At 63.6% G+C, this 21427-nt stretch carries 22 protein-coding genes; 14 read left to right on the forward strand and 8 right to left on the reverse strand.

Features of this window, described 5'->3' with window-relative positions:
- The first annotated feature begins 103 nt into the window (after positions 1 to 103).
- Positions 104 to 2335, forward strand: coding sequence for an NADP-dependent isocitrate dehydrogenase (locus tag GEV01_RS09295; RefSeq protein ID WP_152803596.1), 2232 nt, complete (start codon positions 104 to 106; stop codon positions 2333 to 2335).
- Between the two features lie 54 nt (positions 2336 to 2389).
- Here the strand turns inward: GEV01_RS09295 and GEV01_RS31415 are convergent, their stop codons facing one another.
- The 4 genes from GEV01_RS31415 to GEV01_RS09315 all read right to left on the reverse strand — a co-directional run bounded on the left by GEV01_RS31415 (position 2390) and on the right by GEV01_RS09315 (position 4420).
- Complete coding sequence (locus tag GEV01_RS31415) at positions 2390 to 3223, reverse strand: gamma-glutamylcyclotransferase (protein ID WP_328595468.1); 834 nt, start codon at positions 3221 to 3223, stop codon at positions 2390 to 2392.
- Positions 3224 to 3288: 65 nt separating this feature from the next.
- A complete protein-coding gene (locus GEV01_RS09305; RefSeq protein WP_008449843.1) occupies positions 3289 to 3636 on the reverse strand; it encodes a GFA family protein in 348 nt (115 codons plus the stop codon).
- Positions 3633 to 4082, reverse strand: coding sequence for an SRPBCC family protein (locus GEV01_RS09310; RefSeq protein WP_152803599.1), 450 nt, complete (start codon positions 4080 to 4082; stop codon positions 3633 to 3635). The genes GEV01_RS09305 and GEV01_RS09310 overlap by 4 nt, the downstream gene beginning before the upstream one ends.
- A complete protein-coding gene (locus GEV01_RS09315) occupies positions 3983 to 4420 on the reverse strand; it encodes an ArsR/SmtB family transcription factor (RefSeq protein WP_152803601.1) in 438 nt (145 codons plus the stop codon). Before GEV01_RS09315 ends, GEV01_RS09310 begins: the two co-directional genes overlap by 100 nt.
- An 80-nt stretch (positions 4421 to 4500) precedes the next feature.
- On the opposite strand from GEV01_RS09315, the gene GEV01_RS09320 reads away from it, so the two are divergent.
- The 7 genes from GEV01_RS09320 (at position 4501) to GEV01_RS09350 (ending at position 8574) form a co-directional block, all read left to right on the forward strand.
- On the forward strand, positions 4501 to 4917 hold the full coding sequence (locus GEV01_RS09320) for a nuclear transport factor 2 family protein (protein ID WP_152803603.1): 417 nt from the start codon (positions 4501 to 4503) through the stop codon (positions 4915 to 4917).
- A gap of 29 nt (positions 4918 to 4946) precedes the next feature.
- The gene (locus GEV01_RS09325) at positions 4947 to 5162 is read left to right on the forward strand and encodes a DUF4287 domain-containing protein (RefSeq protein WP_071658956.1); all 216 of its coding nucleotides are present in this window, start codon (positions 4947 to 4949) and stop codon (positions 5160 to 5162) included.
- A gap of 41 nt (positions 5163 to 5203) precedes the next feature.
- Positions 5204 to 5410, forward strand: a complete 207-nt coding sequence (locus GEV01_RS09330) for a hypothetical protein (protein ID WP_152803605.1) — start codon at positions 5204 to 5206, stop codon at positions 5408 to 5410.
- Between the two features lie 658 nt (positions 5411 to 6068).
- Positions 6069 to 6443, forward strand: coding sequence for a YajD family HNH nuclease (locus GEV01_RS09335; protein ID WP_152803607.1), 375 nt, complete (start codon positions 6069 to 6071; stop codon positions 6441 to 6443).
- Between the two features lie 513 nt (positions 6444 to 6956).
- The gene (locus GEV01_RS09340) at positions 6957 to 7250 is read left to right on the forward strand and encodes a hypothetical protein (RefSeq protein ID WP_152803609.1); all 294 of its coding nucleotides are present in this window, start codon (positions 6957 to 6959) and stop codon (positions 7248 to 7250) included.
- 31 nt (positions 7251 to 7281) lie between these two features.
- Entirely contained in the window at positions 7282 to 7557 is a 276-nt protein-coding gene (locus GEV01_RS09345; protein ID WP_152803611.1) for a hypothetical protein, read from the forward strand.
- Positions 7558 to 7695: 138 nt separating this feature from the next.
- The gene (locus GEV01_RS09350) at positions 7696 to 8574 is read left to right on the forward strand and encodes an alpha/beta hydrolase (RefSeq protein ID WP_152803612.1); all 879 of its coding nucleotides are present in this window, start codon (positions 7696 to 7698) and stop codon (positions 8572 to 8574) included.
- Between the two features lie 7 nt (positions 8575 to 8581).
- On the opposite strand, the gene GEV01_RS09355 is transcribed toward GEV01_RS09350, so the two are convergent.
- Genes GEV01_RS09355 through GEV01_RS09365 form a run of 3 tightly spaced genes read right to left on the reverse strand, consistent with a single transcriptional unit; the run spans position 8582 to position 14109 of the window.
- On the reverse strand, positions 8582 to 9883 hold the full coding sequence (locus GEV01_RS09355; protein ID WP_152803614.1) for a TolC family protein: 1302 nt from the start codon (positions 9881 to 9883) through the stop codon (positions 8582 to 8584).
- Complete coding sequence (locus GEV01_RS09360; RefSeq protein ID WP_152803615.1) at positions 9873 to 12992, reverse strand: efflux RND transporter permease subunit; 3120 nt, start codon at positions 12990 to 12992, stop codon at positions 9873 to 9875. Before GEV01_RS09360 ends, GEV01_RS09355 begins: the two co-directional genes overlap by 11 nt.
- Positions 12985 to 14109, reverse strand: a complete 1125-nt coding sequence (locus GEV01_RS09365) for an efflux RND transporter periplasmic adaptor subunit (protein WP_152803617.1) — start codon at positions 14107 to 14109, stop codon at positions 12985 to 12987. Before GEV01_RS09365 ends, GEV01_RS09360 begins: the two co-directional genes overlap by 8 nt.
- A gap of 160 nt (positions 14110 to 14269) precedes the next feature.
- Between GEV01_RS09365 and GEV01_RS09370 the strand changes: the two genes are divergently transcribed.
- The 6 genes from GEV01_RS09370 to GEV01_RS09395 all read left to right on the forward strand — a co-directional run bounded on the left by GEV01_RS09370 (position 14270) and on the right by GEV01_RS09395 (position 19150).
- Positions 14270 to 14959, forward strand: coding sequence for a response regulator transcription factor (locus tag GEV01_RS09370; RefSeq protein ID WP_152803619.1), 690 nt, complete (start codon positions 14270 to 14272; stop codon positions 14957 to 14959).
- Positions 14946 to 16358 (forward strand): ATP-binding protein, encoded by a 1413-nt coding sequence (locus GEV01_RS09375; protein ID WP_175022991.1) that lies wholly within the window; start codon positions 14946 to 14948, stop codon positions 16356 to 16358. Before GEV01_RS09370 ends, GEV01_RS09375 begins: the two co-directional genes overlap by 14 nt.
- An 87-nt stretch (positions 16359 to 16445) precedes the next feature.
- The gene (locus tag GEV01_RS09380) at positions 16446 to 16925 is read left to right on the forward strand and encodes an RNA polymerase sigma factor (protein WP_152803621.1); all 480 of its coding nucleotides are present in this window, start codon (positions 16446 to 16448) and stop codon (positions 16923 to 16925) included.
- Complete coding sequence (locus GEV01_RS09385; RefSeq protein ID WP_152803623.1) at positions 16922 to 17332, forward strand: hypothetical protein; 411 nt, start codon at positions 16922 to 16924, stop codon at positions 17330 to 17332. Before GEV01_RS09380 ends, GEV01_RS09385 begins: the two co-directional genes overlap by 4 nt.
- 15 nt (positions 17333 to 17347) lie before the next feature.
- Positions 17348 to 18685: an acyl-CoA thioester hydrolase/BAAT C-terminal domain-containing protein gene (locus tag GEV01_RS09390; RefSeq protein ID WP_152803625.1), complete on the forward strand. Its 1338-nt coding sequence runs from the start codon at positions 17348 to 17350 to the stop codon at positions 18683 to 18685.
- Between the two features lie 114 nt (positions 18686 to 18799).
- The gene (locus tag GEV01_RS09395; protein ID WP_152803627.1) at positions 18800 to 19150 is read left to right on the forward strand and encodes a hypothetical protein; all 351 of its coding nucleotides are present in this window, start codon (positions 18800 to 18802) and stop codon (positions 19148 to 19150) included.
- Positions 19151 to 19177: 27 nt separating this feature from the next.
- Here GEV01_RS09395 and GEV01_RS09400 read toward each other — a convergent pair whose 3' ends face one another.
- Positions 19178 to 21367 carry a hybrid sensor histidine kinase/response regulator gene (locus tag GEV01_RS09400; RefSeq protein ID WP_152803629.1) on the reverse strand — a complete coding sequence of 730 codons (2190 nt, stop codon included), beginning with the start codon at positions 21365 to 21367 and terminating at the stop codon, positions 19178 to 19180.
- Between the last annotated feature and the right edge of the window lie 60 nt (positions 21368 to 21427).

Below are 21427 nucleotides of genomic sequence, written 5' to 3' on the forward strand. Positions count from 1 at the left end.
TAAAATGCTGTTTGGGCCCGTTGCCGGATTACGACAAACCGTCTTACATCCCGAAACGGAGAAATTCAATCGGCGGGTATCGCCCGCATGACATGGAATGAACATGGCAACACAGAAAACTAAAATCATCTACACGCTGACCGATGAAGCGCCTATGCTGGCGACCTATTCGCTGCTGCCTATCGTCCGCAAATTCGCCGCCTCGGCTGGCGTAGACGTGACCTCCAGCGATATTTCGGTGGCGGCACGGGTGCTGGCCGAGTTCCCCGAATACCTGACCGACGAGCAAAAAGTGCCAAATACCCTGGCCGAACTGGGCGCACTGACCCAGCTCGCGGACACCAACATCATCAAGCTGCCGAATATTTCGGCATCGGTCTCGCAGCTGGTTGCCTGCGTGCGCGAGCTGCAAAGCCGCGGCTACAAGCTGCCGGACTACCCGGAAGACGCGAAAAGCGACGAAGACAAGGCGCTCAAAGCCCGCTTCGGCAAGTGCATCGGCAGCGCCGTCAACCCGGTCCTGCGCGAAGGCAACTCGGACCGCCGCGCGCCCAAGGCCGTCAAAGAGTTCGCCCGCAAGAATCCGCATTCGATGGGCGAGTGGAGCCAGGCTTCCCGCACCCACGTTTCGCACATGCACCACGGCGACTTCTACCATGGCGAAAAATCGCTGACGCTGACCCAGGCGCGCGATGTCAAGATGGAACTGATCACCGCCTCGGGCAAGACCATCGTGCTGAAACCGAAAGTTTCGCTGCAAGCCGGCGAGATCATCGACAGCATGTTCATGAGCAAAAAAGCGCTGCTGGAGTTCTACGAGAAGGAAATCGACGACGCGTTCAAGACCGGCGTGATGTTCTCGCTGCACGTCAAGGCGACCATGATGAAGGTGTCGCACCCGATCGTGTTCGGCCACTGCGTCCGCATCTTCTACAAGGAAGCTTTCGCCAAGCACGCCGCGCTGTTCGATGAACTGGGCGTGAACGTCAACAACGGCATGGCCAACCTGTACGAGAAAATCGAAACCCTGCCGGCCTCCAAGAAGGACGAAGTCCTCAAGGATCTGCACGCCTGCCACGAGCACCGTCCGGAACTGGCCATGGTCGATTCGGCCAAGGGCATCACCAACTTCCACTCGCCGAACGACATCATCGTCGACGCATCGATGCCGGCCATGATCCGCATCGGCGGCAAAATGTGGGGCGCCGACGGCCGTCCGAAGGATGTCAAGGCTGTCATGCCGGAATCGACTTTCGCCCGCATCTACCAGGAGATGATCAACTTCTGCAAATGGCATGGCAACTTCGATCCGAAGACCATGGGCACCGTGCCTAACGTCGGCCTGATGGCTCAGCAAGCCGAAGAATACGGCTCGCACGACAAGACCTTCGAAGTGGCTGAAGGCGGCGTCGCCAACATCACCGACCTGGCCACCGGCGAAGTGCTGCTGACCCAGGTAGTGGAAGCAGGCGACATCTGGCGCATGTGCCAGGTCAAGGACGCACCGATCCGCGACTGGGTCAAGCTGGCCGTCACCCGCGCCCGCAACTCCGGCATGCCTGCCGTGTTCTGGCTGGACCCGTACCGTCCGCACGAGAACGAAGTCATCAAGAAGGTCCAGGTCTACCTGAAGGACCACGACACCAAGGGCCTGGACATCCAGATCATGTCGCAAGTGCGCGCCATGCGCTACACGCTGGAACGCGCATCGCGCGGTCTGGACACCATCTCCGTGACCGGCAACATCCTGCGCGACTACCTGACCGACCTGTTCCCGATCCTGGAACTGGGCACCAGCGCCAAGATGCTGTCCATCGTTCCGCTGATGGCGGGCGGCGGCATGTACGAAACCGGCGCCGGCGGTTCGGCTCCGAAACACGTCAAGCAGCTGGTGGAAGAGAACCACCTGCGTTGGGATTCGCTGGGCGAGTTCCTGGCGCTGGCGGTATCGCTGGAAGACATGGGCATCAAGACCGGCAACGCGAAAGCCAAACTGCTGGCCAAGACGCTGGACGAAGCCACCGGCAAGCTGCTGGACAACAACAAGTCGCCATCGCCACGCACCGGCGAGCTGGACAACCGTGGCAGCCACTTCTACCTGTCGCTGTACTGGGCACAGGCGCTGGCTGCGCAGAACGACGACGCTGAACTGAAAGCCTACTTCGCGCCGCTGGCGAAAAGCCTGGCCGACAACGAAGCCAAGATCGTCGCCGAGCTGAACGCGGTGCAAGGCAAGGCAACCGATATCGGTGGTTACTACTACCCTGATCCAGCCAAGACCGAAGCGGCCATGCGTCCAAGCGCCACCTTCAACGCGGCAATCGACGCGATCTGATCGTAGCGTAGCTTGCGCAAACTAAAAGGGGCAGCCGATTTGGCTGCCCCTTTTTTATTGCGCGGTGCTTGTGGGCGCGTCCCGCGCATCCACATAGGCCCAGGCCAGCGTGCCCGAAGCCAGCCTCACGCGCTGGCGACGGTAGGCCGCCACTTCGTAGCGGTCCGAATTCCGCAACTCCTCCGCGGTGATCGCCAGCACCGAGCCCGTGACTGCGTCAGTGGGCGAGCCGGTGTGCGAGACGATGGGGTGATGCGTCTTGCCGCTGGTCTCGACTACTGCCGGATCGTCGATCGCCAGCATGGCCAGCTGATAGGCGGGCAAACTGTCCGGGCGGCCGGATAGCAGGCGGCCAAAGGTCGCCTTCTGGACATCGGGCTGTTGCAGGGTGCCGTAGGAGAACAGCATTTCGCTGGCATCCAGCGCGGCGTCGTCCAGCGCTTTACGCGTGGCCCACACAATCGGCAGGCCGAACAGGAAGATATGGGACAGCAGGTCCAGCACCGTCGACAACGGCTGGAACGTGACGGGGCGGGGGAAGGCCGACAGCGGCAATACCACCAGCCGCATCGCCAGGAACACCAGGGCTCCGAACAAGGCTGCCGACAGCAGCGGCCTGGCCGTCAACGCCGGTGCGCGGCGGGCCGCCAGCAGGAACAGCGCCATCCACACGAAGCTGAGCGCGAAGTGGCACAGCAATCCGATCGCCGCAGTCAGCGCGCCGCCGCTGAAGGCCGCGCTGCCTAGCAATCCGCTGGCCACGACCTGCAGCAGGCGCTCCGGCGTCAGCCCGTTGTAGACGGCAAAGGAAATCGCGAACGTGATATCGAGCGCGCCGGCAATGGCGCCGCCCACGAGTACGGCATAAGGAATGGACCAGCGTTTCATGCATCAGCCTCCAATAGTTTTGCAATATCTTATATTAAAAACAAATCTACAGGAGGTCGAGCTTACTAGATCGCGCGTCCGTCGTAGTGCGTGACGGGGATGGACTCCAGGTCTATGCCTTCGATACAACGGATATTGATCGCCGCCATGGCGTCGCCGTTGGGCGCCGCGCCCTCGCTGTACGGCGCGATGCCGCAGGTAGGGCAGAAGCGGTGCTTGATCAGGTGCTTGTTGAACAGATAGGTGCTGGCGTTATCGTCCGGCGTCAGCAAGTGCATGTTCTGGCGCGGGACGAACCACATCAGCACGCCCTTGCGCTGGCACATCGAGCAGTTGCATGACATGGCCGACGTGATCTCGCCTTCGGCCTCGAACTTCACATTGCCGCAATGGCAGCTTCCCTGGTATTTCATAGCGAACCTCCTGTAAGTAGACGATCAAGACTGCTAAAGAAAAGGGCCCAGCCGCGCTCGTGGTTGATGCGCGCCTGTTCGTCGAAGAAGCGGTCATGCACGAAGCTCAGCTCCGTGCCTTCCGCCACCGGCGTGAGTTCGATGCTGATGCGCGACACCCGCTCCGGCGTGCTGTGCCAGGCCCAGGTGAATACCAGCCGCGTGTACGGCTTCACTTCCTGGTAGACGCCGGTCATTTGATTCAGGCCGCCATCGGGGCCGGCGAAGGCGAGGTGGTACTGGCCGCCTTCGCGCAGGTCGATGTCGGCCTTGGTCAAGCTCGCCTGGCCGGGGCCGAACCACTGGCTCAGCGCTTGCGGGTCGGTCCACGCGCGCCAGATTTTTTCGGGGGCGACGGGGTAGGTGCGGCGGATGCTGACTTGGGCGGGCTGCTCGGTGTTGGGCATGATGCGATTTCCTCTTGGTGGTAGAGATAGCGACCCAGCGAATCGAGCTGGTCGGTCCAGAAGCGCTGGTAGTGGGCGATCCAGGCGGCGGCATCCTGCATGGGCGCGGCATCGAGTTCGCAGCGCACCACGCGGCCTTCCTTGGAGCGGGCGATCAGGCCGGCCGTTTCCAGCACCGCCAGGTGCTTCATGAAGCCGGGCAGGGACATCTCGTATTGCTGCGCCAGCTCGGTGACGGTTTGACTGCCGTCGCCCAACTGCGCCAACACCCCGCGCCGCGTGGCGTCGGACAGTGCGGCGAAGATCAGGTCCAGGTGGGGGTCTTTATAGTTAACCATAAGGTATAGTATTGGCGAGGGTTCAGAACTTGTCAAGCATGTATTTGTGACAAAATAGGCATTTTTCAGAAAGGCGTCTGATGAGCGATGTTCTGGATGACAGTGCGGGTGATACTAAAAACCTACGGCAAGTGAAAGCGCTTTATCGGGTGCTGAAATCGAAGGACCAGCAGTCGATACGGGAGATCTTGGTTGACGAGCCGGTGTGGGATGTTGCGCCAGGTTTTCCGGAGGGCGCAATCTATCGGGGCATCGCCGAAGTGTTTGGCGGGTTCTATCCAAAACTGCTCGCGCACGTTCATACGTTTGGCGCGTTTCCGGACAGGTTCGTCGACGGCGGCGATACGGTCGTGGCGCTGGGCCACTATCGCATCACAAAAACCGAAGACAGCCCGCCGGTGCTGGTGCGCTTCTCGCATGTGTGGGGAGTGAATGAGCAGGGGCGGGTGAAAGGCGTGTGGCAGGTTGCGGACTCCGCGCAGTTCTTTGCCGCTTAATTCAATATTGCAGCTATCAAGGAGCACATATGAAAACAGAGGAAAAAGTAAAAGGCCCCGCATCTTACTTTCCGTCCATTGAGAAGACCTATGGAAAACCAATAAATCACTGGCTAGACATCGTAGGCTCTTTGAAAGATAAGAAACATATGGAAATCGTAGCGACGCTTAAAGAAGACTATAAACTTGGTCATGGGCATGCAAATGCTTTGGTTGCGTATTATCGTGCTCAGAGCGAGATTTGAGCGCTGTCGGCGGGGAGAGAGCCTTAATCTAAGGATGGCAAATGAAGACATTAGCACGTGCATTAATTCTGGCCACAAAATATGTGGACAGTCGTGTATGCGAGGATGCGTTGGATGATGATGTTGCGGTGCTCGAAAGCATCTCGGTTGAGTTGAGAAAATGCTCAGTGGACGAAAAACGTTGCCTTATTCAAGTTGCCCAAGAGCTAGGATTCGAATCGTGGCCGGATGAGATGGGCATTGTGTAAATTTAGACGTCAAGCACACCGGTCGGACTCGGCCTGCACCAGCCAGACAAAAATAAGACAACAAAACCGTTCCATTGGAAGGAATAATCCGGCGTGAAGATAGGTCCATATGCGGCTCTGATGAGTTTACTTATAGCCCTGCCGGTTTGGGCAAGCGAGCTATCGTGCACGTCCGAGTACGAGCGAGGGCGACGTGAAATGGGAGCCTGGGCCGAGATGGTGGGTGTCATGGAGGGCGTAATCTATGGACACTCTCTAGCATTGTCGCCGGCCAAATTTTGCTTGTCTGGGACGCCTAAGGAACAAGTGCAGGCCATCGCACGTGCGCTCGACGGTGATTCATATAAGGCGAACCCTATCTTGATAGATGATGTGCCGACGAGAGAACAGGCTCAGCAATTCTTGGAGCGGTTTTTTCCGTGCAAATAACCAATCCAGTCGACGATATACGGCCAGCAGCTGTCGCTCGCCAGAGCAAGTTTTCAAACCTGGCTTTGATGAGTTTGACTCCGTTGATTTTGGTAGGAGCCGTAGTGTCGAAGGCTGGTTGAATGGTACAACTGCTCAATAGCCGAAACCGGCTGTGGGCGCTTGCGGCCGAGCCGGCCGACTGCGGGCGCTGCCGGCCAACATGTAACAGCAAGGGGAGGAAATAAGCATGACCGTTGGGAAAAAGCCGGACACCGCGCGGCTGGACAAAATTGTGGCCGACGCACGACGTGCGGCCGACCAGCGCGAGCTGGGCTATCGCGAGCGCTCACTGAAAATGTACCCGTGGGTGTGTGGGCGCTGCATGCGCGAATTCACGCATACCAATGTGTCGCAACTTACTGTGCACCATCGTGACCACAATCATGACAACAATCCGCCTGATGGCAGCAACTGGGAATTGCTGTGCCTTTACTGCCACGATAACGAACACTCGCGTTATCTTGAGGCTGACCGGGGACTTAGTCTGAAATCGGCCGAGGTCGCGCCGGCAACGCATAATCCGTTCGCTTCATTGGCCGGTCTGATGAAAAAGAAAGAATAAATTCAGGGGTGGTGCCCACGGCGTGATAGGCACAATCGGCCAGAAACGGCCCTTTGCAAAACCATCTCGATTACGGAAACCCTTGATGAACCAACTTTCGAAAGAAGAACTCTTCCGGTACCACAAGAGAACCGGTTGTCCTTTGCTAGATGCGAGGACACTGCTCGAAAATATGGAACCTACTCTCTTTTTACGTATAGTTGAGGCGACTCTTCGCCCTGCTGGTGAGCTCAATAGATTGTTGGACCCGATAGAATTTGCGGAAGATACTAGAGATATCGTTTCTACGGCTCACGCTAGAGCAGTGGCTTTGATATCTCAACGACAGGGGCAGCGAAGGGGGATGTGCCACGCCGTTTGGGACGAACAGACCCGTATATTGAAAGACGACTATGGCCTTATTTGGTTTTCACCTCGGAAAATGAATCCTCACGCTTACTTTGATTGACTCATGTTATTGTAGCTCTGACGCATTTCGGCCAGTACCAGCCACTGAATTTTTGAAGCAGATAAATGAGTATAGATAACACTGAAGCCAGGTTGATTGCCAATGCTCTTTACGAGATACGTTTGCTGTTGAGTCCCTATATGGGAAGTGAAAATGATGCGCCCCATGATGTGCGTTTAGCGGCTCACGTAGCGTATGCTTTGCATAATGAAGCGGCAGCATTAATCGATGCAGAAAAATTTGACATAGAGACTGCGCTCCGAAAAGTGGCGGCAATCGATAACGTCCTGCCAGGGAACGATGGTGACCGACTGGCTTCGACGTGGGCCACTCCAAATAGAGTCGACCGGTCAGACTGAAACCGGCCAAGAGCTGCTGTTCAGAAATCAAATGATCGTACTTACTTCAACAGGCTGGATTCTCTTGGCGTTTTCTGTGGTAACGCTTTGTCTTGACGCTTTCGCTATTTGGAAGGTATTCGCCTCGCCGTTTTACGAGCCTGCGCAACGATGGGGGCAAGCAGTTCTTATCCTGCTCGTACCAATATTCGGAGCTTATCTGAGCTGGTACTTGGCCCGTGAACAAGTGGCACTTTTTCAATCGCCGCCTGTCGATCATGTTAAGGATATTGACCCAACCTGCAGTGATATTGATTATCATGGATGAAACGGGCCTGACCGCCATCGGCTGCGGAAGCTGCCGGTCTTCGGATGCCCTGTGTTAGGTCACATTTGAGATGGCTTGACCAGCACCACCTCTTTGCGCCAGACTCCCGCTCACTCGACAACAACGCGAAGGGCGGAAATGAAGCATATCGTTATGTTCAATAAGTTCCACGGAAGTTTTTGCCTGGCGGCTGCGCTGCTGGGCGCTTGTATCGCCGGCCCGCTGCACGCCGCGCCTGCTACTTCGGCCATCTCAGCCGCCACGCCGCTGGTGATCGGCGAAAGCTTCAACATCGAATCGAAGGTGCTGGCGGAAACGCGGCACATCAATGTCTACATGTCGCGCGGCTACGGCTTGCCGGCCGACGCGCCGCTGCCTGTGCTCTACATGCCCGACGGCGGCCTGCGCGAAGATTTCCTGCATATCGCCGGTCTGCTGCAAGTGTCGGTCGATAACGGCACCATGCGCCCGTTCATGTTGGTCGGCATAGAAAACACCCAGCGCCGCCGCGACATGACCGGCCCCACCGACAACGCGGAAGACAAGAAGATCGCCCCGGTAGTCGGCGGCTCGGCGCAGTTCCGCCGCTTCATCAAGGAAGAGCTGATGCCGGAAGTGAAGCAGCGCTACCGCACCACCGGCGAAACCGCCTTGATCGGCGAATCGCTGGCCGGCCTGTTCGTGGTCGAAACCTTCCTGCGCGAACCGCAACTGTTCGACCACTACGTCGCCGCCGACCCCAGCCTGTGGTGGAACGACAGCAAGCTGCTCGCCGAAGCTCCGCAGTTGCTGGACAAACGTCCAACCCGCCCGCAGACCCTGTACTTCGCCAGCAGCGGCAACGCCGGGATCGTCAAGGGCGCGGACCAACTGTCGGCCCTGCTGACCACCCGCGCACCGGGCGGCCTGCAATGGCACTACCAACAGATGCCCGCTGAAACCCACGCGACCATCTACCAGCCCGCAGCGCTGCAAGCCTTCCGCATGATGCTCAAGCCTAAGCCAGCAGCCAACTAAGGCAGGCTCAATCCGGACTGGCGCCGGCCGCGAGTTGCAACTGCACCGTGGCCGTCGCCAGATCCGCCGTCGCCTGCAACCAGGCGAGATAGACCTCATCGGCCGAGCGCTGCGCCGACAACAGTTCCAGCAGCGACGCCGCGCCTTTTTTATACGACAGGCGCATGCCCTCGGCCACCTTGTCCGCATGCACCAGCACCGAGTCGCGATAGCGCTGCTCGTTGGCCTGCGCCGCACGGAACTGCGCATGGACGCGCCGCACATCGGTCTGCGCCTTCAGCTCGGCCGAACGAAGAGCCAACGTCGCCTGCGTCACCGCCGATTGCGCCTGCAACACCTCGCCGCGCTGGGTGCGCGACAGCGGAATCGGCACGGACACCGTCAAGCCCAGGCTCAACGAACGCTGCGTCGGCGAGTTGCTCGTCGCACCCCCAGCATCCAGCACCGGCCGCACTGCCGGCGTATTCTTCAAGCTGACATTGACCACCGGATCAACCCAGCGGTTGGCCTGCGCCAGATCGGCCGACGAGCGCGCCGCATCCAGCGCCGCATGGGCGATGCGGATATCGTCGCGCTCATCCTGCGCCTGCCGCACCAGCTGTTCCACATCGTCCAGCCCGCTGACGGCCGGCGCATCGCAAGCCAGCGCCGCGTTGCCGAACACCTCGCTGTAACGCCGGCCCAGCGGAATCGACAGCGATTCAGCCGAAGTCTGCACCTGCGCCCGCGCCATCACCACATCGGCCTCGAAGCGGTCGTGCTCGACCTGCGATTGCGCCAACTCCAGCCCGCCGATATCGCCAACCTTGCGCCGCACATTGTTGGCGTTGACGATCTCGCCCAGCGCCCGCAGCGTCGCCTCCTGGCGCTCCAGCGCATTGCGCGCGCGGCAGGATTCGGCGTAGGCCGCCGCAGCGTCGGCGTACAGCTGGCGGCGTCCGCCTTCGAGAGTCGCCTCGCCGAGCTTGACCGCAGACTGCGCCACGCGGATGCGCTGCGCCCGCTTGCCGGCCGTCTCGATAGTCAGCGCCACGCCCATCGTCAACGCGGTGGATGCGTTCGGCTTGTTGGCGGCGGACAGTTCCTTCGAATCGATGCCCGCCGTCAGCACCGGATCGGGCCGCACACCGGCGATCGATATGCCGGCCTGCGCGCTGCTCACGTTCTCGCGCTGCATCTGTAAGTCCAGGCTGTATTTCGCCACGGCGGACGCATAGTCGCGGAACGTGACCTGCGCGGTGGCGGGCAGGGCGGTGGCGCACAGGGCCAGCGATACCAGCGCGCACAAAGGGTTGAGTTTAAATGTCATGAGCATGCTCCACTTGGGCCGGACCATCGTCGGCCGGCTTGGGTTTGTTTTCGATATAGCGTTCGACAAGGTAGTACAGCGCCGGCAGCCACACCAAGGTCAGGCCGGTGGCGGTGATCAGGCCGCCGACCACCACGGTCGCCAGCGGACGCTGCACGTCGCTGCCCAGTCCATGCGCCAGCGCCGCCGGCAGCAGGCCCAGTGCGGCCACGCTGGCCGTCATCAGCACCGGACGGAAGCGGCTGTACGCGCCCTTGAGCACCGCGTCTTTCAGCGACAGCTTGCCCTCGGCACGCAACTGGTTCAGGTTGGACACCATCAGGATGCCGTCCATCACCGCCACGCCGAACAGCGCGATGAAGCCAACCGCGCTCGACACATTGAGCGTCATGCCGCGCAGGTGCAGGGCGACCAGGCCACCGAGCGCGCCCAGCGGCACGGCCGCCAGGATCATGGCCGGCTGGCGCAGGTTCTTGAACTGCGCGAACAGCAGCACGAACATCAGCGCCACCACCATCGGCATGATCAGCGCCAGACGCGCCTGCGCCCGCTGCTGGTTCTCGAACTGACCACCCCAGGCCAGCTGGATGCGGCTGTGGTCGTACTGCACCTTGTTCTCGATCTGCGCCTTGGCGTCGTCGAGGAAGGAGGCCAGGTCGCGGCCGCGCAGGTCCAGCCGCACGGTCAGGTGGCGCTTGCCCATCTCGCGGGTGATGGTGCTTTCGCCATCGTCCAGCCGTATCGTCGCCACCTGGGCCAGCGGTATGCGCGCCCCCGTGGCCGAGGTCAGCAGCAGGTCGCCGATGGTGTCGGGATTGCTGCGCGAGGCATCGTTGAAGCGCACGCCGATGTCGTATTGGCGGTCGTCGATGAACACCTGCGACACCGGCTTGCCGCCGATGCCGGTGCCGATCAGGTCGGCCACATCGGCGGCGTTGATGCCGTAGCGCGCGGCGGCAGCGCGGTCGACCTCGATGCGTACCTGCGGCAGCGGCGGTTCCTGGTCGATGATGACGCTTTCCGCCCCGGGCACGGCCGACAGGGTGCGTTCGACGTCGGCGGCGATGCGGCGCGTTTCCTTGAAGTCGCTGCCGTAGATTTTCACCACCAGGTCGCTATGCGCGCCAGCCAGCTTGTCGAGCACGCCGTCGATCATCGGCTGCGTGAAGCCGACCCGCGTTCCCGGCAGCTTGGCGAAGCGCTGGCCCATCTTCTCGATCAGCTCCTGCTTGCTCAGGCCGGATGTCCACGTATCGTAGGGATGCAAGGTCACGCTGACCTCGATGTGCGACGGCGTCCACGGATCGGTGCCTTCGTCGTTACGGCCCAGCTGCGTGACGATGGTCGCTACTTCCTTGAATTCCAGCGCCGCACTGCGCAGGCCGTCCGACATTTGCGCCGCCTTTTCCAGCGAAATGCCCGGCGGCAGCGTCACTTGCAGCCAGATTGAGCCTTCGTCCAGATACGGCAGGAAGTCGCGGCCGATGGTGGCGCCCAGCGCGCACACGGCGGCGAAGGCCAGCGCGAACGCCGCCAGCGTCACACGCGACTTGCCGACCACGGAGGCCAGCAGCGGCTCGTACAACTCCTTGGCCTTGACCAGCACCGGATTGTTGAACACCTTGCGCGGCTTGCGGTAAGCCTGGTAGGCCAGTCCCGGTATCAGCGTAAGCGACACCACCAGCGCGCCGAACAGCGCGAAGCCGATCGCGAACGCCATCGGCGAGAACAGCTTGTACTCGATGCGCTGGAAGGTGAACAGCGGCAGGTAGGCGGTGATGATGACGATCATGCCGAAGAAGATAGGCTTGCTCACTTGCAGCGTAGCCTGCATCACATCGCGGGCGCGCAGCGGGGCGCCGTGGTTTTCCTCGTATTTGCGCAGGATGTTTTCCATCACCACGATGGCGCCGTCCACCACGATGCCGAAGTCGATCGCCCCCAGCGACAGGAGGTTGGCCGGAATATGGAAGTGGTGCATGAAGATGAAGGCCGTCAGTAGCGCCATCGGGATGGTCACGGCGACGATGGCCGCCGCGCGCGGGCTGCCCAGGAACAGCAGCAACACCAGCGTCACCAGCAGCATGCCTTCGACCAGCGTCTTGCCGATGGTGTGCAGCGTGGCGTCGACCAGGCCGGTGCGGTCCAGGTACGGGACGATCTTCACATCCTTGGGCAGCACATGGTCGTTCAAGTCCTGCACGGCCTCATGCACGCCTTTCAGCACCTGCGACGGATTCTCGCCCTTGAGCAGCAGCACGATGCCTTCGATGGTGTCCGGGTTGTTGTCCTTGCCGAGGATGCCGTGGCGCTCCTTGCTGCCCAGGCGCACTTCGCCCAGATCCTTGACCAGCACCGGCACGCCGTCCTTCTGCGTGACGACCACGTTGCCCAGGTCGTCCAGGTCGCGTATCAGACCGACGCCGCGCACCACGAAGCCTTGCTGGCCGCGCGTGAGGATGCTGCCGCCGGCGCTGGCGTTGTTGGCGCCGATGGCGTCGGTGATCTGCTTGAGCGACAGCTTGTACTTGCTCAGCTTGGCCGGATCGAACTCCAGCAGGAATTGCGTGGTCAGGCCGCCGAAATTGCCGACGTCGGCGATGCCGGCCACCTGCTTCAGGCGCGGGATCACTTTCCAGAACTGCAGCTCGGACAGTTCGCGCAGCGAGCGGGTCTTCGATTCCAGCGTGTAGCGGTAGATCTCGCCGATGGGCGAGGTCAGCGGATCGAGGCCGGGCTGGGCGCCGTAGGGCAGGGCTACGCCGGCGATGCGCTCTTGCAGGCGCTGGCGCGACCAGTAGTCTTCCACGCCGTCGCGGAACACCACGGTGATCAGCGACAGGCCGAAGGTGCTCTTCGAGCGCATCACGTGCATGCCGGGCGTGCCCATGATCTCGCGTTCGAGCGGGATGGTGATCTGGGCTTCGACTTCCTCTGCGGCCAGGCCGGGCACTTGCGTGACCACCTGCGAGCTGGTGTCGGCGATATCGGGATAAGCTTCAAGCGGCAGCTGGTTCCAGCAGAACACGCCATACAGCGCGACCAGCAGGAACACCAGCCACGCGATGCCGCGCCGCTGGAAGCACATGGCAATCAGGCGATCAATCATTGAGCAGTACTCCTTCCTTGGCGACGATGCGGGCGCCGGCTTTCAGGCCGGAGGCGATTTCCACCTGGTCGCCGCTGTGGATGCCGGTGGTGACGGTGCGGGCTTCGAAGGTCCAGGCGGCGGTTTCCACGTAGACCTGGGTCTGCGTGCCGTTCTGCACCAGCGCCGAGGCGGGCACGACCACGCCACGGTGCGGCGCGGCGCTGAAGGTGACGCGGGCGAACATGCCCGGCTTCAGGCGGCCGTTGCGGTTGTCCACCGCCACACGGACCTTGACGGTGCGGGTGTCCGGATCCAGCACTTCGCTGACGTAGCCGACCTTGCCGGCAATGTGCTCGCCGGGATAGGCGTTCAGTTCGATGTCGGCGGTCTGGCCGGCGAAGACGGCGGCCAGGTCTTTTTCCTGCACGCTGGCGCTCAGCCAGACGGTCGACAGGTCGGCCACCACCATCACCGGGGCGTTGGTGTCGTTCCAGAATCCGCCCTGGCCGCCGTTCAGCTCGATCACGTGGCCGGACAGCGGGGAACGCAGCGTGTACAGGCGGCCGCCGCCCGCGCCGCTGCCGGCGCCCAGTTGCGCCAGTCGGGACTTGCTGCGTTCGCTTTCGCTGAGGGCCTGGGCGTAGTCGCTCTCGGCCTGTTCCAGATCCTTGCGGGCCGAAATGTCGGCGGCGCGCAATTCCTTCTGGCGTTCCAGGTTATGGCGGGCCAGCGTCAGGCTGGCCTGGGCCTTGCCGCTGTCGCTGTAGGCTGCCGCCACATCGGCGGAGTCCATGGTGAACAGCGCGTCGCCGGCCTTGACCGTGTCGCCCAGATGCTTGAGCAGTTGGCCGATGCGGCCGGAAACCGGCGGCACCACGCGCACCAGATGGGCCGGATCGGCTTCCACCACGGCCGGCACCGGAATGGCGCGCGCCACGTCGTGCTCTTCGACGGTGGCAAGTTGCAGCGATTGCCGCAGTGGCGAGGCGGCCGGCACGCTCAGCGCCGCGCCCTTGCGCACGACGGCGCTGGCCGGCGCGGTGCCGGTTTCGGAAGGATGGCCGCAGCCGCTCAGCGCTGCGCACAGGAGGGAGAGCAGCAAGGGCTGCTGCAAACGTGGGTCGATGTTCATCATGGCGTTTCCTGAAGGCGAAAGGAGTCCACGACGCCGGAATGCGCCTGTGTCGTCCATGGGTAAGAGGAATGGGCCGAAGTGTACAGAGAAGCAAGCCCGGCGATCCTGAATCTTCCTTCAGGAAACATCCATGACGGCCGGGCAGCGTTAAAATGCAGCCATGACCAAGATATTGCTGATCGAAGATGACCAGAAGGCGGCCCGCCTGCTCAAGCGCGGCTTGCAGGAGGAAGACTTCGCCGTCGACGCCGTGCACAGCGCGGAAGAGGGCGAACCGGCCGCGCTGACCGGCGACTACGATCTGATCGTGCTGGACTGGATGCTGCCCGCCAAGGACGGCATCACGCTATGCGGCGAGCTGCGCGCACGCGGATTGACCACGCCCATCCTGATGCTGACCGCGCGCGACGGCCTGGGCGACCGCATCGCCGGCCTCGACACCGGTGCCGACGATTACCTGACCAAGCCGTTCGCCTTCGACGAACTGCTGGCCCGCATCCGCGCGCTGCTGCGCCGCTCCACGCTGACGCAACCGCCGCCGCTGAAAGTGGCCGACCTGACGCTGGAGCCGCAAAGCCACGTGGTCAAACGGGCAGGTCAGGTGCTGGACCTGACACCCAAGGAATACGCCATCCTCGAACTGCTGATGCGCCAGGCCGGCCACGTGGTCAGCCGCCAGCAGCTGGCCGAGCGCATCTGGACCGCCGACCTGATCGCGCTCGACAACCTGATGGACGCCCACATGCGCAACCTGCGCCGCAAGCTCGATCCCGAAGGCATGCCGCGCCTGATCCACACCGTGCGCGGCCAGGGCTTCCGTCTGGCGGAGGCTGCCGATGATGACGCTTAATTTCCGGCGTCGGCTGGCGCTGGTGCAAACCGCCGTCATCGTCTCGGTGCTGGCGGTGGCGGCCATCGCCGGCTACCTCAGCCTGTCGGACGCGGTCAACGAACAGCTGGATGGCGCCTTGCTGGCGCTGGCAGAAACCGAATCATCGATGCTGCGCGCCGCGCCCGGGCAGCAGCCCAAGGTGCACGACGCCGAACAAGGCTCGGCGCCGCCGTCGCTGGCGCGGCTGGACCGCTGGGTGCAGATCGTCGACGCGCAAGGCAAGGTGCTGGCCCGCAGCGCCAACCTGGGCGCGGCCAACCTGCCGGCGACACCGGCGCTGATGGCGCGCATGGCCGCCGGCGACACCGTGTTCCAGACGCTCGACCATTTCGCCGAGGAGCCGGTGCGTATCGTCTCGCTGCCGGTGCCGGGCAAGCCGCTGCGCTATGCGGTGCAGGTGGCCGGCTCGCTGGACGACGTGCGCCACGTGATCGCGTCGGCCAGCCGCATGTTCCTCGGCATGGCGCTGGTGCTGCTGGTGGCGCTGATCGTGGCCAGCGCCTCGATCACGCGCTGGGTGTTCCGCGCCATCGACGACATCGTGCGCCAGGCGCAGCGCATCGGCGAGGCCGACCTCGACAAGCGCCTGCCCCATCCCGGCACCCGCGACGAAATCGGCCGCCTGGTCGACACTCTCAACGACATGCTGGGCCGCATCGACCAGAGCTTCCAGATGCAGCGTCGCTTCACCTCGGACGCTTCGCACGAACTGCGCTCGCCGCTGTCGCGCCTGCGGGCCGAAATCGAGATCACGCTGCGCCGCCCGCGTGACGCGGCCGAATACGTCGACACGCTGCGCTCCTGCATGGAGGAGGTGGAGCGTCTGACCTTGCTGGTGGAGGAGCTGCTGGCGCTGGCCCGCTACGACGCCGGCCAGGACCGCGACGGCATGGCCAGCACCGCGCTGGACGACATCGCCGCCGCCGCCATCGAGCGGGCGAGGGCGATGGCGCAGCAGCGCGGCGTCGGCCTGTCGTTGCAGGCGGGGGCACAGCCTGTGTTCGCGGCCATCGGCGACGGCGCGGCCACGCTGATCGTGGTCAACCTGCTGGAAAACGCCATCAAGTTCACGCCGGCCGGCGGCGCCGTCGGCATCGACATCCGGCGCGATGGCGACTGCGCCTGCCTGCGCATCACCGACAGCGGCCCCGGCATCGGCGTCGACGACCTGCCGCATCTGTTCGAGCGTTTCTACCGGGGCGCCTCGGCGCGTTCCGGCGCGGTGGCCGGTGTCGGCCTCGGGCTGGCGCTGACGCAGGCCATCGTCCAGGGCCACGGCGGCCGCATCGAAGCCGCCAATTTGCCGGCCGGCGGCGCCGCGTTCACGGTGCATTTGCCCGCCGCCGCGCGCCCCTGACCCTTGCACGGAAATTATTTTTCACATCGCCTGTAACTTATTGCGTCGCCAAAGATATTCTACATAGGCAAACACGCAAACCCATCCATGCAAGCGATTCAGGCTCTTTATCAGCAGCACGCAACCGTCGTCTACCGCTTCTCACTGGGGCTGTGCGGCGACAAGCATCTGGCCAACGACCTGGTCGCTGAAACCTTTGTGCGGGCGATGATGTCGTCCAGCCCGATCGGCATGGAGACAGTGCAAGGCTATCTGTGCACGATTGCGCGGCGACTGTATCTGAAGGAATGGTATCGCCATCAGCGGCATACCGAGCTGGAGGATGTCTACCGCGACATGGCGCCGGGGCCCGAGCAGTCGCTGATGGTGGCGCGGGAACTGCAGCATACGCTGTACGCCCTGCAGCAATTGCCTGAAATCGACCGCGCCGCCGTGCTGATGCGGGCGGAGGACGAGGTGCCTTACGAAGACATCGCCCGCGCGCTGGACATCTCGCTGTCCTCGGCCAAGGTGAAGGTGTTCCGGGCGCGACTCAAACTACTCCAGATTACGAAGGAAGCATCATGACCGATCTTCATGAAGACATCATTGTCGATCTACTGCCGCTGTACTATTCCGGCGATGCCAGCGAGGCCACGCGGGCCACCGTTGAGGCTTATCTGGCCGCCCATCCCGAGTTCGCCGCCACCATGCGCGAGGCCATGGCGGCGTCTCCCCAAGTGCCCGGCAACGCTGCGCCGACGGACGGCGTACGCACCATCAAGCGGGTCCGCTCGCAAGTGGCGCTGCGCGGCACCTTGATCGGACTTGGCATCTTCTTCAGCCTCATGCCCTGCACCTTCATTTACGCCCATGGCCGCCTGGTCTACTTCATGTGGCGTGATGCACCGGGTTCGGCGGCCTTGTATGCCGGCCTTGCCCTGGTGGCGTGGATCGCCTTGTTCATCACCATACGTCGCACCAACAAACTCTAACAACCGGAGAACAATATGAAACGCATCATCCTGCTGGCCACTCTGTGGACCGGCCTGGCTAGTCACGCCCAAACCCTGACGATTGCACCGGCCGGCCCGGTCCTGACCGGCGATCCTGTCTCCATCACGCTGAGCGGCTTGCCGCCCAAGGCCGACGTCCAGATCGTCGCCGAACGGCTGATGAAGAACGACGCACAACCGGTGCTGTACCGCGCCGAGGCGGCCTACCGCAGCGATGCGGAAGGCAAGCTCGACCTGGGCCAGAGCGCGCCCAGCAGCGGCAGCTATCGCAAGGCCGATGTGCGCGGCCTGTTCTGGTCGATGACGCCGTCCAAGGATGCGCCGGCGGCAGGCATGGTGCCCGGCGTGGTGCAGCTGTCGGCGCGCATCGACGGCAAGGAAGTGGCACATGCCCGCATGCAGTTCGTCAACACGCTGCCGGACGTTAAGGTGGAAGCCGTCGACGCCTTTCCCGGCGCGGTGTTCGCAGCCTTGCCGGGTAGCGGACGGCGTCCGGTCATCATCGTGCTGGGCGGATCCGAAGGCGGCAGCTCCGCAGTGCGCGAGCTGGCGCCCATGCTGGCTGCGCACGGCTACGCGGTACTGGGCTTGCCTTACTACTCGCCGGCCGCCTGGAACAGCACCGAACGCGAACTGCCCATGCTGCCGCGCAGCTTCGTCGACATCCCGGTCGACCGGCTGGAGCAGGCCCGCACTTGGCTGGCCGCGCGCAGCGATGTCGATGCCGCGCATATCGGCCTGCTCGGCTATTCCAAGGGCGCGGAATTCGCGCTGATCGCCGCCAGCAAGATGCCGTGGATTAGCGCCGTGGCCGCCATCGCCGCCACCGATGTGGTGTGGCAGGGCTGGGGGCCGGATGTCAATCCGCCCGACAGCCGCCGTTCGTCGTTCTCGTGGCATGGACAGGCCTTGCCCTTCGTGCCCAACCAGGACTTCCTGCAGGAGATGGCCGGCTTCCAGACCGGCGCCGACGTGCGCTACCGCCGTCCGCAGGACAAGGGCCGCGCCGCGCATCCCGAAGCGGCCGTGGCGGCGCGCATCCGCGTCGAGGACTTCAAGGGCGCGATGCTGGTGGCCGGCGGCATCGAGGATCAGATGTGGGCGTCGGGAATGATGGCGCAAAACATCGCCGAGCGCCGCGCCGCCGCCGGGCGCGACACCGTCGCCCTGGTCTACACCGACGCCGGCCATGTGCTCAACGGCAGCGGCTGGAGCCCGACCACGCAGTACGACGCCGGCCCGTTCAAGACCGGCGGCACGCCCGAGGCGAACGCCCGGGCGCAGGCCGATACCTGGCGTCAGACGCTGGCTTTCTTCAAGCGTACGCTTTAATGTCATACGCCGGTAATTTCTAACTGGCAATATGCATTCCTGAAGTCTCTTCATGTGGTCTTACCCTTGCTGCCTCTTGCCTGAGGCAGTTTTTTTTTGAGAAGGATAATCGGTATGCAGACTGCGGAAGTCGCGTTCTCGCGGCAGCACGATGTGGTGACGATGACGCTCAGCATGGACGGCAGCGTGATCGTCGCCAGCGCCAGCCAGGAAACCATCGCGCGCGAGCTGCAGATCCGGGCGGTGCGCTTCGTGGCGCTGGACGGCCTGTTCACCACCGAATTGCCGACCACGGAAAAAACGCTGGCCGAGGCGTCGAACGTGGCGTTTGCCGAGCCGATGCCGGCGCTGAAACTGATCGCCGCCTGCTCGGCGGTGGGGGAGACGGTGGGCTTCCTGTTCCCCGAGCGCCGCCGCAAGCCGCGCGAACCGCAAGCCGAAGATACGCAATCGATGCAGGATTGATGCGGCAGGCCCAGCAAACCCCGGCGGTTACCCGGCCGCTGATTCAGGATGCATCGTTGCGCGCTGCAGGTCGGCCAGGGTGGCCGGCTTGGTGAGGTGCAGGTCGAAGCCGCTGTTGAGGGCGCGCTCGATATCTTCTTTTTGTCCGTAACCCGTCAGCGCGACCAGGCGCAGCGGCGCGCCGTCCGCCAGTTGCCGGATCGCCGAGGCCAGCGCGTAGCCGTCCATGTCCGGCAGGCCTATGTCCAGTATCGCCACCTCCGGCAAGCGTTGCCGCACCGCCGCCAGCGCCTCGGCGGCGTTGTGCGCGACCTGCACCGTATGGCCCAGGGTTTCCAGCAGCGCCGCGCCGGCGATGGCGGCATCGGCGTTGTCGTCCACCAGCAGCACGCGCAAGCCGTTGCCGTCGGCCGCGGCCACCGCCGCCGTCTGCGGGCGGGGCGGCTCGCACAGGGGCAGCACGACTTCGAACTGGCTGCCTGCATCGGCTCCGCTGCTGCGCGCATGCACCGCGCCGCCGTGCAGGTCGACGATCTTGCGGACGATGGCCAGGCCCAGGCCCAGCCCGCCCGTATGCCGCGCCAGCGATTGCGGCGCCTGCTGGAACGGTTCGAACACCCGCGCCAGCAGCTCGCCGTTCATGCCGATGCCGTTGTCGCTGACCAGCAGCCGCGCGTGGACGCCGTCGCTGCTCAGCTTGACCTCGGTGGCGGTGCTGCCGAAGCGGGCCGCGTTCGACAGCAGGTTGTTGAGCACCTGCGTGAGCCGGCTGTCGTCGCCCATCACCCATACCGCGTCGGGCACCGACAGCACCACCCGCTGGCCGGTCGCCACCGCCACCGCATGGCGCACCAGCTCGGCCAGGTTGACCGGATGCGCGTCGATCTGCAGCTTGCCGGAGGTGATGCGCGAGACGTCCAGCAAGTCGTCCACCAGCCGCCGCAGGTGGTTGACCTGGCGCCGCATGATGGCCCGTTCCTTCTGGCTGGCCGGATCGTCGCGCCGGTCCAGCAGGTCCAGCGAGGTGACGATGGGGCTGAGCGGGTTGCGCAGTTCGTGGCCCAGCACGGCCAGGAATTCATCCTTGGCGCGGCCGGCTTCGCGCGCTTCGGTCAGCGCCAGGTTCAGCGAATCGAGCAGCTTCTTGCGTTCCAGTTCCTGCGCGCTGCGCTGGCGCTCGGCCTGCGCCAGCGCCTGGCGGGTCAGTTCGATTTCGGTGATCGACGAGTGCGTCAGCGTCAGCGGCGCACCGGAGCCGAGCGCGACGGCGCCTTGCTGCAAGCCGCGTATCTTCGCCACCAGCCGGTTCGACAGCAGGGTGGCCAGGACGATGCAGGCCAGCAGCGACAGGGCGATGCCGGCGCCGTACACGCCCAGCCGTTCCAGCGCGGGGGCGCGCAGCTGCGCGGTCGGGCGGCCCACCGCCACCGACCAGCCGTAGCGCGAGCGCGTGGTGTAGGCGGTGGCGACGTCCTCGCCTTCGATGGTGCGGGTCAGGCCTATGCCCTCGGGGCCGGCGCTGCGCATCAGGGCCTGCATCGACGGGCTGGGGGCGGTGCCGACCGTGCCGCTCTGGTCGGTGGAGCGGGCCACCGCCAGGCGCTTGCTGTCGCGGATGGAGATCACGGCGCCGCTGGGCACGCGCTGGCGTTCGATCACGCGCACCATGCGGTCCGGGCGTATCACCGCCGTCAGCGTGTACAGCTCGCCGTCGGCGTCGATGGCCGGCACTCGCACCGGGAAGGCGGCGCGGCCGCCGAAGCCGCGCGCGATATGGCCGACCACCGGCTGGTGCGTGGCCAGCACCTGGCTCAGGCTCTCGGGATCGGCCACCTGCGCGGCCGGGGCGCCGTAGGCATCCATGGTGCGGAACAGGATCTTGCCGCTGTCGTCGGTCAGTATCACGCCCAGCCATTCGGGCTGGGTCTTGGCCAGCGCGCTGGCGGTGTTGTAGAAGGCGCGCAGGTCGCCTTCCTGCAGGGCTGGCGCGCGGCCCAGGTTGGTCAGCATGCCGACCGCGCCGTCCAGCTCGGCATCGGTCGCGCTGGACAGGGCGCGCGCCAGGTCCAGCATCAGGCGCTCCTGTTCGCGCTGCTGGTATTCGCCGGCGGCGTGGATGCTCCAGACTCCCAGCAAGGCCAGCGGCAGCAAGCCTATCGCCGTCAGCATGATCAGCAGGTGCCGCAAAGAGAACGTCAGCCGGGGGCCAGGATGCATGGCAATCACAAGTAAAGGTGGAGGTTGCCAATTTACCTGAAGATCGTCTTCTTGTGCGCA

The organism is Rugamonas rivuli, from assembly GCF_009380165.1.
Classification (GTDB): domain Bacteria; phylum Pseudomonadota; class Gammaproteobacteria; order Burkholderiales; family Burkholderiaceae_D; genus Rugamonas; species Rugamonas rivuli.